The sequence below is a fragment of the Cohnella sp. LGH genome, assembly GCF_017671885.1.
Classification (GTDB): Bacteria; Bacillota; Bacilli; order Paenibacillales; family Paenibacillaceae; genus Cohnella; species Cohnella phaseoli.
The window spans coordinates 2,045,929-2,059,562 of record NZ_CP072117.1 but is presented as its reverse complement, the minus strand read 5'-3'; the positions used below and the strand labels follow the sequence as shown (position 1 = coordinate 2,059,562).

Genomic DNA, 13,634 nt, shown 5'->3' with positions numbered 1-13,634 from the left:
TCGGTGTAAGCATACAGAGCATCTCGAGGCAAGATTCGGTACAACATGGGGGAACATCGCGATGAGCGGTTGGATCAGCGGAATGAAGCGCTCGCTCACAGTTCGCAGCAGCGAATCCGAGAATCGTAAAAGTTTAAGAATCTCCTTGATCGAAGGCATTCCGGCGAACATATTGGCAAATCTGCTGGGCGGTCCGCTGCAAACCGTCTTTTTGACCTATTTGGGGTTTTCCGCTTTTCATATCGGCTTGGTGCTGGCGATTCCTCCATTCGCTCTGCTGATTCAAGTGCTGATCGCCTTCGTGATGCAGAGCTGGCGCAATCGTCGCTTTTTCGTCGCGTTGTTCGGTATCGTTCATCGGACGATGTGGGTCGGAACCGGACTGATCCCGCTAACGTTTTCGGAGGATGCATGGATTCCCGTCTATTTGGCGATGTGGCTCGTCTGCATGATTTCCGGTCAGGCGGGGGGCGTCGTGTGGACCTCTCTGATGGCGGACATCGTTCCCGCAAGCGTCAGGGGAAAATATTTCGGCATTCGCAACACGGTACACTGGGCCGTCGTCTGCATTACGCTGCTGCTCGGCGGGCAGATTATGGAGTGGCTGCCGGGTACGCAAGGATTCGTCGTACTGTTCAGCATAAGCGCCGTCTGCATTGTTTGGAACGGCTGGGCGCTGACGCGCTATCCGAACCCGCCGTTTCAGCCGTCGGAGAGCGGGAAGTCGCTGCGCATGTTCTCTCGTCCGTTCACGGACCGAAGGTTTCTGACCGCTACGCTGTTCATTGCTTTGTTTATTTTGCTGCAGAACGTTGCCGTTCCGCTGTTCTCCTATGTTATGCTTGAGGTGATGAAGCTGAGCGCGAGCAAGGTCACTTTGATCATTATGCTGCAAAATTTGGTGATGATGATCAGCTATTACTATTGGGGCCTGCTCAACAGCCGATATTCGACGAACGCGCTGTTGCTCTGGACGTTTCCCCTGATCGCAGGCGCATGCGCGATATGGGGGATTATGGCCGTCCTGCCCGCGCTGCTCATTCTGATCGTCGCGCATGTGCTGCTCGGCTTCGGGTTGGCCGGCTACAACTTGCTCGTCTTCAACTTTTTGATCGGGGATTCGCCGAAATCGGAGCGGCCGATGTACGTCGCCGTATTCTCGGCGTTCACGGGCATTGCGGGCTTCATCGGACCGATCGCGGGCGGGTGGCTGTACGACCAGGCGGCCGGCGGGCCGATGTGGGTGCAGTCCTACGGCATTTCGATGTTTGCCGGAGCAGCGCTGCTGGCGCTGTCGGCTGCGGTCGCGCCGCTCGTGTTCAGAAACGGATCGGCACCTCGTAGACCGCCAACCGACGCCGCGATCCGACGAAATGTATAAATAACAAAGCAATCGGCCGAATCTCGTGTGATTCGGCTCATTTTCTTATCAGCGGAATAAATGTAAAATGAAGAGGTACCCAAAATTGAAAGGTGAGGTGTTGGATATGGAATTGATCGTTACGCCTTCCGCGCTGTCATGCTTCAAAGGGGAATGGGGAATCGCCGATGGGGAAACGGTAAGAGTATTCGTGCGATACGTTAGCGGAGGGGAGCTTCCTTTTGCCTTCGGCATTACGCGGGATACGCCGATCGACGCCGCAGTGACGGCGGTCGCCGAGAAGGTGACCTTCTATATGGAGAGCAAGGACGTCTGGTTTATGGAAGGTAAAAGCTTATGCATCGATTGTCACGGAGACGGCATCGTATTTCAATTCTCCTAAAATTGGCGGATTAAAGGTAGCAAACACGGGCCGTTTGATGTAAACTAATAATCATTATATTTCGACACAGGTATCCGCGGGGCCGAGAAAGGGAGAATTACAATCATGACGGTACATAGCAAGACGAATCACTGCAAGATCGTGGACTGCACCGTCCGCGACGGAGGTTTGGTCAACAACTGGGATTTCAGCGTAGAGTTCGTGCAGGATCTGTACAAGTCCTTAAATGAAGCCGGCGTAGAGTACATGGAAATCGGCTACAAAAACTCTCCTAAGCTGCTGAAGAGCGAAGGCAAGGAAGGGCCGTGGAGATTTCTCGACGACGATTTCCTGCGCAAGGTCATCGGAGAGAAGAAACGCACGAAGCTGTCCGCGCTCGTCGACGTCGGACGCGTAGACGAGAATGACGTGCTTGAGCGCAGCGAGTCGATGCTCGATCTGATCCGCGTCGCTTGCTATGCCCGCGACACGGCGAAGGCGATCGAGCTTGGCACGCTGTTCCATAAGCGCGGCTACGAGACGACGATCAACATTATGGCGCTGTCCGGCGTTATGGACAACGAATTAAACGAATCGCTGGCGATGATCAACGACAGCCCGATCGATATCGTGTACATCGTTGACTCCTACGGCAGTCTCGATCCGGACGACATTCGCTATCTGGTGGAGAAGTTCAGCCGCTCGCTGAAGAACAAGCGCTTGGGCGTTCACACCCATAACAATCTGCAGCTGGCGTTCGCGAACACGTTGACCGCCGCACAGCTCGGCGTCGAGCTGCTGGACTCATCCGTCTTCGGCATGGGACGCGCCGCCGGCAATACGCCGACAGAGCTGCTGCTCGCCAAGCTCACGCGTCCGGAGTACAGTCTTCGTCCGGTGCTCGGCATGATCGAGAAGCACATGGTTAAGCTGCGCGAGAAGGAAGAGTGGGGCTACCTGATTCCCGACATGATTACGGGCACGCTGGATGAGCATCCGAGATCGGCCATGGGCTGGAGAGCTTCCGACAAGCGCGACCTGTTCACGGAGTTTTACGACAAGATGACGACTCCGGAAGTTTTTCACGGGAAATAAGCGGAACGGGTAATCTTATAAGCAATCCAAGAGGAGTCTCATCCGGGTTCGGAGAGGCTCCTTTTTCATGTATTCCCACAAGACGACATGCCGGAACGGATGAAAAACACATGGACGAGCGATGGCGAATGTGACATCATAGATACACCCCTACATCGGGGATTTACCCTCATGCATCGTGCGGAGGAACTCATGTATAAGCAGATCCTTTCCTACACCCAGAAATATAGATTGAGCTACCGTATGATTTTGACCAATATTTGCATTGCCATATTGCCCATTCTCCTGCTTGGATTGGTGGGCTATTTCTCGTATGTCCATATTATGAAGCAAAACGCACTGGACAATATCAATCAATTCGTTAACCAAACGAATGATCGGTTCGAAGAATATTTTAGTCGCGTCGACTTGCTGGCCAAGTCCGTCTTCTATAACCGGAACATCCAACAGGTCATGCTGGATAATATGTCCTGGCGGGAAACCGACGCTTTGTTAAGAAATATGAGCTCTTATATGTCGCTTGACCCGACGATCAAGACAGTCGGGATGATTAACGCCGATGATTACCGGATCGTCTCGACGGGACAATTGCTGTCCGGAGAAATGATAGATTATATCCGCAACAAGCAACAAACGGGTTCGATTAACGGCAAAATCAAAATCTCTCCGCCCATGGGCAGCAAGGAGCAAGGATTGCTGGCGTTCTCGCAGGTGAAGTCGATTCAGCGCAATCGTTACTTGCAGGGAATCTATATCGGCGTTCTGCTGCTGGATACGAAATGGATTCAACAGATTTTGCATACGAGCGGCCTGGACAATAAAGCGATCGTGTATATCGTGAACGAAAACGACGATCTGATCGGAGCTTCGGACGGGCGGCACGACTTTGCGAATATTCGCACGCTCGTTCGGGATCTTCCGTCGAATCGGGTGTCCGACGTCCGTATCGAAAACGGGAACTATCTGTATCAATCGATTCCGATCAAGAGCCTGGATTGGAAGTTTATCGCGCTAATCGACAAAGACAAGCTGCTGGAAAAAGCCAATATTATTCCCTATGCGTTGATTGCGATCGTGGCGGTCATGATGCTGATCGTCTTCCTTGCCGTCGTATCTTTCAACATTCGTCTCACCCACCCGATTACTAAAATGGCTGACGCGTTCGACAGCGCGGCGAGCGGCAATCTGGACGCCAAGCTGAAATTCGGCTATAAGAACGAGATTACGGTGATTCAGGACCATTACAACAATATGCTGGACCAGATCAAAGGGCTTACCGAACATTTGCTCCAATCGCAGCGACAGCTTCATGAAACGGAGATGGACAAGCAGTTGTACCAACTGAACGGGCTGCAGAGCCAGATCAATGCGCATTTTCTGTACAACGTGCTGCATTCGATCCGGGGAATGTCGCTTTCCAACGCCAAGAGGGAGGTCGCGATGGCGATCGATAATTTGGTGTCCTATTTTCGCTACATTACCCGTACGGACGAGTTTGTTCTTCTGTACAAAGAGCTGGAACACTTGGAAAGGTATATCGCTATCCAGAAAATTCGCTTTGGCGAACGTCTGCAATTCAAGGTTTCTTTGGCTCCGGCGCTTGGGGGACAGTCAATCGTAAAGCTCATATTGCAGCCGCTCGTCGAGAACGCGCTATTCCATGGGCTTGAAGAGAAGAGCGGACGCTGGATCATCCGTATTAAAGCCATCGCCACGGAGAAGGACGAACTGCAAATCAAGGTCATGGACAACGGCCTTGGAATGAACGAGAGCAAGGCGGCGAACTTGCGCTCCGAGCTTGAGCGGATGTCTGGCGCTTCCGCCGGAAGCGGCGGCTTTGGGCAAGGCATCGGACTCGTCAATATTCATAAAAGAATCCGCATCTATTACGGGGAGCCGTACGGGCTGACAATCAAAAGCTGGCAGAATAGGGGAACGATCATCACGATTACGGTCCCACTAAGGGGCGGGGGAGACACCGATGCATAACTTGATTCTGGTAGACGACGCACCGTGGATTCTAAAAGATATGGAACAGATTATCGATTGGAGCGAAGCGGGATTTCGCATCTTGGCTGCGGTCAGCGACGTCAACGCCGCGGAAAGCCTGCTGCGGAGTCACTCCATCGACGTCGTTATCAGCGACATCCGCATGCCGGGCAAAAGCGGGATGGACTTGCTGACGTTTATCAATCGAGCGTCGCCTCGAACGCTGGTCGTATTTATGAGCGCCTACGGGGAATTTGCCTATGCCAAGGAAGCGTTGGAGAAGGGCTGCTTTCACTATATGTTGAAGCCGGTCAACACAGAGGAGCTGCTGCACACGTTGGAGAGATGCTCCCGGCGGCTCGCGGAGCAGGAGCGGGACCGCGAAGCGCGAGAGGCTTACGGCAATTCTATGCGGTTTCTGGAATGGATCGAGAACGATGTCACGATTCTGCAGGCTGTTGCGCGGTTGGCGCCGAAGGGGGCTGCCTTCCCTTCTGCTAAGCGGTATTCGTTCGCGACGGTTAAGGGCAAGCGGACCTTTGCGGAAGACGAGCTGCGCCAATTGGACAATCTGCTCGCGAGTTATCGGATTGCATCTTGTCGCTGGCAAACGAGCGCATTCAAATGGACGTTGTTAGGGGGATGGCCCGACTTTCGCCCGGCCGAGCTTCGCAAGCTATGGCGCGAGCTTAGGAGTTTATCGGCCGATCGGGAGTGGGACATCGGAATCAGCTCGCTTGCCGGCTCGGAGCACCGGATCGGGCGGCTCTATCATCAAGCGAACACGATGGCGGAAACCTCGATGTTATACGACGGCGGCGAAAGCGCCATCTATCGCTATAGGCCCGAAGCGAACGCGGCCGTGCCGGCGCTGCGGGAGCGGATCGCCAGAGCGGCAAGGCTGGAGCATCTGGAAGCAGCGTTGTTCGAGGTGCATAAAGGCATCTCCTCTAAAAAAATTCATATTGGCGGCCTTGTCGAGATCTACAATCAATTCGTCGTTTCCGTCGCAGGTATCCGTTCGGGGAGCGAGCCGGACGGAGCGGACGCAATCACCGGACAAGATCTCATTTTACATTGCGGGAATCCCGGCGATTTGTTGGAGGAGATGAGAAGCCTTGTCGACGAGCAGAAGAAGAAACCCGACGAAGCCGGCTCGCTGCAGGTCGTGGAGGACATCGCGAGAGATCTCGACCGGCTGTACGCTCACCGAATTTCGCTTAAGGATATGGCTCGCAAATATTTCCTCAGCCCGAATTACCTGAGCCACCTGTTTAAACAGGAGAAGGGACAAAGTTTCATCAATTATTTGATTCAAAGAAGGCTTGAAGCGGCCGTTTCTTTGCTGGAGCAGGACATTTCGCTGTACGAGGTCGGACGGATGGTCGGTTACGACGACTATGCCCACTTCAGCAAGCTGTTCAAGAAGCATGTCGGTCTGTCGCCGTTCGAATATAAGCAATCCATGAAACGTCAGCCCGGGCAAGCTTCCTCATAAACTTCCGGACAGATGGGGCTGTCCCATAAGTAGAGTCGTACAAGATGATCGATAAAGAAATAGTGCATGTATCTTCTGGAGACTGCCTCATACGGTCCTGAAATTACCCTATTACGGGTTTACCATTCGGATTTCAGGATCGTATAGCAGCGTAAGGAGATACATGCACGACAACACTCTCTATCGATCATTCTTTTGTACGGCTTTTTTTGCTTATGGGACAGCCCCATTTGTTTATAGGGAACAAGGTTCGCAACAAAGCACATCCGAGTATCCGAACTAACCACATATAACGGGAGGATCGTCTGTGGCACAATCAAGCTAGGTTGTTAACCAGTAAGTTGTCCGAGGGGGAAAACAGTTGAATTCAAGCAGGAGACACACAAGCTCAGCGCCGATGGAAGCGCAGTCGATTCGGATAGATTGTCCGGCAGCGGGCGACCGGCGGAAAGTCAGCGTTAGCGAATTCGGAGCGCAACCCGTGGAAGGATTTTGTAATGGGGAAGCTTTTCGGAAGGCGATCGAGTATTGCAGACAGGAAGACATATCCGAATTGGTTGTTCCCAAGGGCATCTATCGCTTCATAAGCGGCGAGCACCCGGTGTTCGACGGTCTGCGGGACTTTCGGTTCGACGGAGGGGGCTCGGAATTGATTTTCTCAACCGCAGCTGCGTTCGTTACAATTCGTCATTGCGAGCGGGCGGTATTCGAAAATTTCACCGTGGACTGGGATTGGGACCAACAACCGCTGGCTAGCATTGGCCGGATACGCCAAGTCGCGGAGGACGGCTTGTCCTTCGAGCTGGAACTTCCCGAATATGAAGGCGTTCCCGAGAGGTTCGACATACGTACCTTGAATCCGATGAACCCGCGCACGTTGACGCCCGGCTGCGAGGGAGGCAAGGAATTTAGCGGAGAGCCTTTGGGGCCTGCGACCGTCGTCGCCCGGAATGCGTTGCGCATCGAGCTTCCGAATGCGGCCGATTACCGCTTCCTGAAACCCGGTCAGACGTATATCGTCCGGCATTACGTGTATGACGCGAACGGGTTCGAGCTGCAGGGCAATCGGCACCTGCGCATGGCCGATATTACGATCTATTCGGCTCCGGGGCATGCGTTCGTCGTAAGCGGCGAGCAGCGCAATTGGACGTTGGACGGCTGCAGGGTCGTCAAGCGGCCTGGGACGACGCGCTGTATATCGGCCACCGCAGACGGATGCCATATCAGCAATTCACAGGGGTATTTTGTGATTGAAAATTGCGATTTCAGCTATAACGGAGACGACTGCTTAAACATCCATGACAATTCCGTTCAAGGGTTCGAACGAATCGGAGTCGCAAAGCTCCGGCTAAGCCGCGTGTTCAAGTGGCGCAATCCGTTCGGCGAAGGCGATCCGATCGAATTTCGCCGAGCGGATTTGTCTCCGACCGGAATCGTCGCCCGCATTGTCGAGGCGCAGTGGGACGAGCGCGGAGAAGGCTGCACGATCGAATTCGAGGCGCCGCTTCCCGACGACTTGGTCGGCAATGAAATTTTGTTTAACCGAAAATACGATTCCGGCCGCTATGTCGTCCGCCGCAACTTTTTTCATCAAAATCGGGCCAGAGGCGTTCTATTGCATGCAGGCGACGGATGGGTGGAAAATAATCATTTTTATCTGAATCAAGGCTCGGCGATTCAAATCGAATGCGGCGCGGAGTCGCGTTGGGCGGAGGGCTTCGGGGCGGAGAATGTGACGATTCGCGGCAATCTGATCGAGAGCTGCGATGTGAACCATTGGAATATGGCCGTCATCTACATGGGGGTTTACTTGGAGCAGGGCAGAACGCGTTATCCCGTCTTTCGCAACATTTGCATAGAGGACAACACCATCGTGAACTGTCCGCAGCAGGCCATCTTCGTATCCTCTTGCAATCGGGTTTTCATTCGCAACAACGCGATTATGAATTCCAATGCAGGACCGCGTAAAACCGCCGAGGACGGAGACGGCAATTGCGTCTCTAATCGCGAGCTGTACCTGGGAAGCTTGATGGTCAGCCACGCCGAGGATGTCACGATTGAGAACAACCGAAGATTGACGTTCGTTCCCGCGACCGAGGATGGAATATGCGTCGACCCGGAGACGACGGACAATGTGCTTGTGCGAAACAATACCGGCTTCGGCGACCGGAGCGGCGTCGAAGAGCGGACGAAGGAGAGCGGGTGAGAACGACATGGCAGCGAGAGCTGTAAATACGCAGGGGGCCGACGACGTTGCGCGGCGGATAAGCAAATATAAAATGCTCTATGTCATGCTGCTTCCGGCCGTCGTGTTCCTGATTATTTTTAACTACATTCCGATGTATGGGGCGACGATCGCGTTTAAGGACTTCTGGATGACCAAGGGCATTCTGGGAAGTCCGTGGGTCGGCTTCGAACACTTCGAGAGGCTGTTCGCGACCGACAAATTCTGGCAGGTGTTCCGGAACACGATCGAGATTAATCTGCTGCGGCTGTTGTTCGGATTTCCGGCTCCGATCGTGCTGGCTATTCTGCTTAACGAAGTCCGGCACAAGCTGTTCAAGCGTTCGATTCAGACGATCGTTTATTTGCCGCATTTTATTTCATGGGTGACGATAGCGGGCATTATTTTTTCTCTTCTTTCCAACGAAGGGCTTGTCAACAAAATCATCACCGCATTCGGAGGAGAGAGCGTCAATTTTCTGACGAGCAATGCCATGTTCAGGCCGCTTCTCGTGCTCTCGGGCATATGGAAGGAGGCCGGCTGGGGGACGATCATCTTTTTGGCCGCTCTGGCGGGCGTTAATCCGGATCTGTACGAGGCGGCTACCGTTGACGGAGCCAACCGGTTTAAGCAAATTGTGCACATTACGCTGCCCAGCCTGCTTCCCGTCATCTCCATTTTGCTGATCTTGAATTTCGGCAGCATGATGAACGGCGGATTCGACCAGGTGTTTAACCTGTACAACACGATGGTGTACGAGAGCGGCGACGTTATCGACACGTATGTGTACCGCATCGGATTAACGCAAGGAAAATACAGCATGGCGACCGCGATCGGACTGTTTCTGAATATCATCAATTTCCTGCTGCTGATCCTTGTCAACCAAGCGGCGAAGAGGATGAGCGGTCAAGGCATCTATTAAAGGAGGCGTTCCTGATTGGTCAAGTCGACGAGCCTCTCCGGCAAAATTTTCGACGGCTTCAACATCTTGTTTCTTCTATTCATGGCCGCGATTACGTTGTATCCTTTCTGGCACGTTCTTGTCGGCTCCGTCCTGCCTTACGAGGAGTCGATCAAATCCGGCTTTCATTTGTTTCCTCGCAAATTGTCTTTCGAAGCGTACGAGTACGTGTTCTCCAAGGACACGCTCGTCCGCTCTCTGATCGTCTCCGTCTTCGTGACGGCGGCGGGAGCCTTGTATCAGTTGTTCATTACGGCGATTACCGCCTATCCGCTGATCAAGCAGGATCTCCCGGGAAGAACGGCGATCTTTCTATTCATAATTTTTACAATGTTTTTCGGCGGGGGGCTTATTCCTTACTATTTGCTGATCAAAACGCTGGGACTGGTCAACAGCCTTGCGGTCATGATCGTCCCTGCGGCGCTAAGCGTCTACAATATGGTGGTGTTGAAGACGTTCTTCCAGAACATACCGAAGGAGCTGGAAGAGTCCGCGACGATAGACGGCGCCGGCTATATGACCGTCTTTGCCCGCATCGTGCTGCCTCTGTCCGTTCCGGCCCTGGCTACGATCGGCCTGTTCGTCGCGGTCGGACAGTGGAACAACTGGTACGTTCCGATGCTGTTTCTCAATGACAAGGGACTGTGGCCGCTAGCCATGGTGTTGAGGGACATCCTCATCAACAACAATATGGAGCTAACTCGGGGCGGCAGCTTCGTCAGTCAAGAATTTATGCTGGCAGACACGATCAAGAGCGCCATCGTTGTCGTCTCCGTCGTTCCGATCATCGCCGTATACCCGTTTATCCAAAAGCATTTCGTGAAAGGGGTGATGATCGGTTCGATCAAAAGTTGATCCAGTTCGGGGAAAATATTATGCTTACTAACTCAACTTTCGCAGAGCACAAATCATCTTGAGAGCATGTCGTTGTAGTCTTTCAAGGTGATCAGGTATTGGGCTTGTAAATAGAAAAACACCGCTTCGTTTGCTAAAGTGAGAGTGTCGAGCAATCACTTCAACCGAAGAGGTGTCTACCCTAATGATAGCCCAACCATCCGAATTGAATCAACTGCCTAACGAACTAAAACCAGCGTTCCAAGAACTGAAAGTCATGCAGCATCTGCAACAAGCTGGATTTCGTAAACGCTTTGGCTTTAGCTGTGCCCGACTATTCCAACTTGTTTTCGTTTTGTTGTTCCATCAGAAAAACTGGTTTCGCCTGCTTGAGAGCCGCAAGGACGATTCCATGCCTGGCAAAGATGCGGTTTATCGCTTTCTCAATCATGCCGGCTTTGCATGGCGCCGATTTCTGACTTCGCTTAGCGTGGCTACCGTGAAGAAAGTGGATGCGCTGACGTCTGCGGATCGGGATGTCGTCTTCATCGTCGACGATTCGATGTTCGAACGCAATCGCAGTAAAGCCGTTGAGTTGCTCGCCAGGTTCAAAGATCATGCCACGGGTGCGTATTACAAAGGTTTCCGCATGCTGACGATGGGGTGGTCGGATGGTCATACGTTCTTACCCATGGACTTTGCGCTGCTAAGCTCTAGCAAGTCGGCAATCACCGGCATGAGCGAATCCATCGACAAACGAACACATGGTTACAAGCGCCGGAAGGAAGCACTTCTGTCGGCTCCTCAAGTCGTTGCGTCCATGCTGGATCGCGCCTTGGCAGCCGGAGCAACCGCCTCTTATGTCTTGATGGACAGTTGGTTCACGCACGCGCCGCTCATTCGCGAAGTCGTCTCCCGCGGACTCGATGTGATCGGCATGGTCAAGAACGACAATAAACGATTCCTTGTGCAAGGCCAGAAGCTGTCGCTTAAAGAGCTTTACTTAGCAGCCGCACCTGTAGCGAGCCAGAAGCGCAGTATTCTCCGCTCGATCCGAACGGAGCTGGCTTGCGGTACGCCGGTGCATGTGGTGTTTGTTCGCAACCGCTCGAAGAAAAATGATTGGCTCGCCGTTTTGACGACCGATTTGACGCTCTGTGTAGAGGACGTCATCCGAATTTACGCCATTCGCTGGGACATTGAGGTTTTCTTCAAATGCACCAAGTCGCTGCTTCGTTTGCAAAAGGAGTTTCAAGGCCGCTCTTATGATTTGCTGATCAGCCATACGACAATTGTCTTCTCACGCTACCTTCTACTAGCCTGGCAGCATCGGCAAAGCACTGATGCACGTACGTTCGGCGGTTTGTTTTATGTGCTGTGCGACGAAGTCGGCACACTGGATTGGACAGTCGCCTTACAACAACTGCTCGATCTTGTCAGCGAAATCGCCACGAAAGCAGGAAAGAGGCTTTCAGTTTTGATTCAGCGTCAACTTCAGCAATGGATTGCCAGTCTGCCCAGCTACATCAAGGCTTGTTTGCCAATTTCATGCTGCGAAAGTTGAGTTACTAAATCATTCAGGGGAGTTGGACATGCATGTTTAGAAAAAAACTGGTGCTGATGTTATTGGTCGTATTCACGGTGGCCAGCATTCTGTCGGGCTGCGGCGGAAGCAAAGATAATGGGGCGGAAGGAAGCGGTTCTTCCTCGACAAGCGGAGGAGAGGAGAGCAAAGCTGCGCAATCGGCGGAGCCTGTCGAGCTATCCGTATTCAGCTGGATGTTCGAAGGAGCCGATTCTCCGGATTCCGTCATCTACAAGAAGCTGCAGGAGAAATTGAACGTTAGGCTGAAGCCGGTTACGGCTTCCTGGAACGACTGGGAAGAGAAGCTCAACGTGATGATCGCCTCGGGCGAAATGCCCGACGTATTTATCTCTTACGGCATCGACCGCCCGGTTCAATATCGCCAGTGGATCAAAGAGGGAATGGTGTTGCCGATCTCCGACTATGCCGATTCGTATCCGAATATCCGCGATTCTCTCGCCAACTTCGAGATGCTGGCCAAGACGACGGGAGGCAAGCACTACGCGCTGCCGATCTACAATGAGTCGGGAAGCGGCAAGGACGCGGTCAGCGGACATAACATTCTGATCCGCAAGGATTGGCTGGACAAGCTCGGATTGCCCGTTCCGACTACGATCGACGAATTTTATTCGGTAGCCAAAGCTTTCACGGAGAACGACCCGGACGGCAACGGCAAGAAGGACACGTACGGATACACATCCAGCTCGGGCGGCGTATGGTGGCAGTACCCGATCTTTAACGCATTCGACACAAGCACGGAGCGCTGGGAGAAAAAAGACGGACAGTGGATGCCGGAAGTAATCTCGGAAGAGACGAAGGAGGCGGTCACGTTCCTGCATCAAATGTATAACGAGAAAATGCTCGACCCTGAATTCATGCTGAACACGGACGACAAAAAAATCGAGAAGTTCGTGACCGGCAAAGTCGGAATGATCATTCATAATGCCAACGCGACTTTCTATAACGACATTTACAACAAGTTTAATCAGGCTAAGCCCGAGGCGGACCCTAAGTCGATCTTCACCTGGGTTGGCACACTGAAGGGCAAGACGGGCATTCAGCGCATGGACGGCTTCAATAACTTCTGGTGCGAGACTTCGATCAACGCCGGCATCTCCGAAGAGAAACGGCAGAAGGCGCTGGAATTGCTGGATTACCTGCTCTCGGACGAGGGGCAAGACCTGATGCTCAACGGAGTCGAAGGCGTTCATTACAAGAAGGACGGAGACACTGTCGTCTCGCTGATGACCGACGAGGAGAAAACCAAGGACAAAGGCTTCAGTCTTAAAGCTTTGGTATCCTGGAATACCGACTACTTGCCGGACACTACGCCCAACAAAGAGGAAATCGTAGCCTTGTCCAAGTCTACGGGCGATTACGCCGTTTCCAATCCGCTTGCGTACTTGAATATCGACGAGGATGCTCTCGATCCAAGCATTCCTAATCAACTGACAGACTTCGTGAACGAGGAGATTGTTAAACTGATCGCCAACTCCAAAGACGTCGCCGCGGATTTTGACAAATTCAAGGAAGCCTGGCTGTCCAAGGGCGGCGCCAAGGTGATCGAGGAAACGAACAAGCAAGCGACGACTGAAGGTCGTTAAACAAAGAGAAAAACTTTACCGGAAGGGACTATTTCGGACGGCGTACGGCGCCGGCTGCGCGAATAGTCCCTTCTTTATTGATTTAATATTAGGCGAAAGAGG

General features: G+C 52.8%; 10 protein-coding genes. All 10 read left to right on the top strand.

Annotation, left to right across the window (positions count from 1 at the left end; all coding sequences use genetic code 11):
• Positions 1-61: 61 nt before the first annotated feature.
• The 10 genes from J4772_RS08280 to J4772_RS08235 all read left to right on the top strand — a co-directional run bounded on the left by J4772_RS08280 (position 62) and on the right by J4772_RS08235 (position 13,532).
• On the top strand, positions 62-1,381 hold the full coding sequence (locus J4772_RS08280) for an MFS transporter (RefSeq protein ID WP_116062654.1): 1,320 nt from the start codon (positions 62-64) through the stop codon (positions 1,379-1,381).
• An 85-nt stretch (positions 1,382-1,466) separates the two neighbouring features.
• Positions 1,467-1,763 (top strand): HesB/YadR/YfhF family protein, encoded by a 297-nt coding sequence (locus tag J4772_RS08275; RefSeq protein WP_246016629.1) that lies wholly within the window; start codon positions 1,467-1,469, stop codon positions 1,761-1,763.
• A 105-nt stretch (positions 1,764-1,868) separates the two neighbouring features.
• Complete coding sequence (locus tag J4772_RS08270) at positions 1,869-2,837, top strand: aldolase catalytic domain-containing protein (RefSeq protein ID WP_209074850.1); 969 nt, start codon at positions 1,869-1,871, stop codon at positions 2,835-2,837.
• 192 nt (positions 2,838-3,029) lie between these two features.
• The gene (locus J4772_RS08265; protein WP_209074849.1) at positions 3,030-4,826 is read left to right on the top strand and encodes a cache domain-containing sensor histidine kinase; all 1,797 of its coding nucleotides are present in this window, start codon (positions 3,030-3,032) and stop codon (positions 4,824-4,826) included.
• Positions 4,819-6,324, top strand: a complete 1,506-nt coding sequence (locus J4772_RS08260) for a response regulator transcription factor (RefSeq protein ID WP_209074848.1) — start codon at positions 4,819-4,821, stop codon at positions 6,322-6,324. Before J4772_RS08265 ends, J4772_RS08260 begins: the two co-directional genes overlap by 8 nt.
• A 361-nt stretch (positions 6,325-6,685) precedes the next feature.
• Positions 6,686-8,530 (top strand): right-handed parallel beta-helix repeat-containing protein, encoded by a 1,845-nt coding sequence (locus tag J4772_RS08255; RefSeq protein WP_209074847.1) that lies wholly within the window; start codon positions 6,686-6,688, stop codon positions 8,528-8,530.
• 7 nt (positions 8,531-8,537) lie between these two features.
• Complete coding sequence (locus J4772_RS08250) at positions 8,538-9,470, top strand: ABC transporter permease (protein WP_116062659.1); 933 nt, start codon at positions 8,538-8,540, stop codon at positions 9,468-9,470.
• 15 nt (positions 9,471-9,485) lie between these two features.
• Positions 9,486-10,364 (top strand): carbohydrate ABC transporter permease, encoded by an 879-nt coding sequence (locus tag J4772_RS08245; protein ID WP_246016630.1) that lies wholly within the window; start codon positions 9,486-9,488, stop codon positions 10,362-10,364.
• Between the two features lie 184 nt (positions 10,365-10,548).
• Positions 10,549-11,907 carry an IS4 family transposase gene (locus J4772_RS08240; protein WP_209071836.1) on the top strand — a complete coding sequence of 453 codons (1,359 nt, stop codon included), beginning with the start codon at positions 10,549-10,551 and terminating at the stop codon, positions 11,905-11,907.
• 32 nt (positions 11,908-11,939) lie between these two features.
• The gene (locus J4772_RS08235) at positions 11,940-13,532 is read left to right on the top strand and encodes an extracellular solute-binding protein (protein ID WP_209074846.1); all 1,593 of its coding nucleotides are present in this window, start codon (positions 11,940-11,942) and stop codon (positions 13,530-13,532) included.
• Positions 13,533-13,634: the final 102 nt, after the last annotated feature.

Excerpts from the sequence above, each read along its gene's own strand:
- J4772_RS08265 (WP_209074849.1), top strand. The coding sequence starts at position 3,030 with ATGTATAAGCAGATCCTTTCCTACACCCAGAAATATAGATTGAGCTAC.
- J4772_RS08235 (WP_209074846.1), top strand. The coding sequence starts at position 11,940 with ATGTTTAGAAAAAAACTGGTGCTGATGTTATTGGTCGTATTCACGGTG.
- J4772_RS08240 (WP_209071836.1), top strand. The coding sequence starts at position 10,549 with ATGATAGCCCAACCATCCGAATTGAATCAACTGCCTAACGAACTAAAA.
- J4772_RS08280 (WP_116062654.1), top strand. The coding sequence starts at position 62 with ATGAGCGGTTGGATCAGCGGAATGAAGCGCTCGCTCACAGTTCGCAGC.
- J4772_RS08270 (WP_209074850.1), top strand. The coding sequence starts at position 1,869 with ATGACGGTACATAGCAAGACGAATCACTGCAAGATCGTGGACTGCACC.
- J4772_RS08250 (WP_116062659.1), top strand. The coding sequence starts at position 8,538 with ATGGCAGCGAGAGCTGTAAATACGCAGGGGGCCGACGACGTTGCGCGG.
- J4772_RS08260 (WP_209074848.1), top strand. The coding sequence starts at position 4,819 with ATGCATAACTTGATTCTGGTAGACGACGCACCGTGGATTCTAAAAGAT.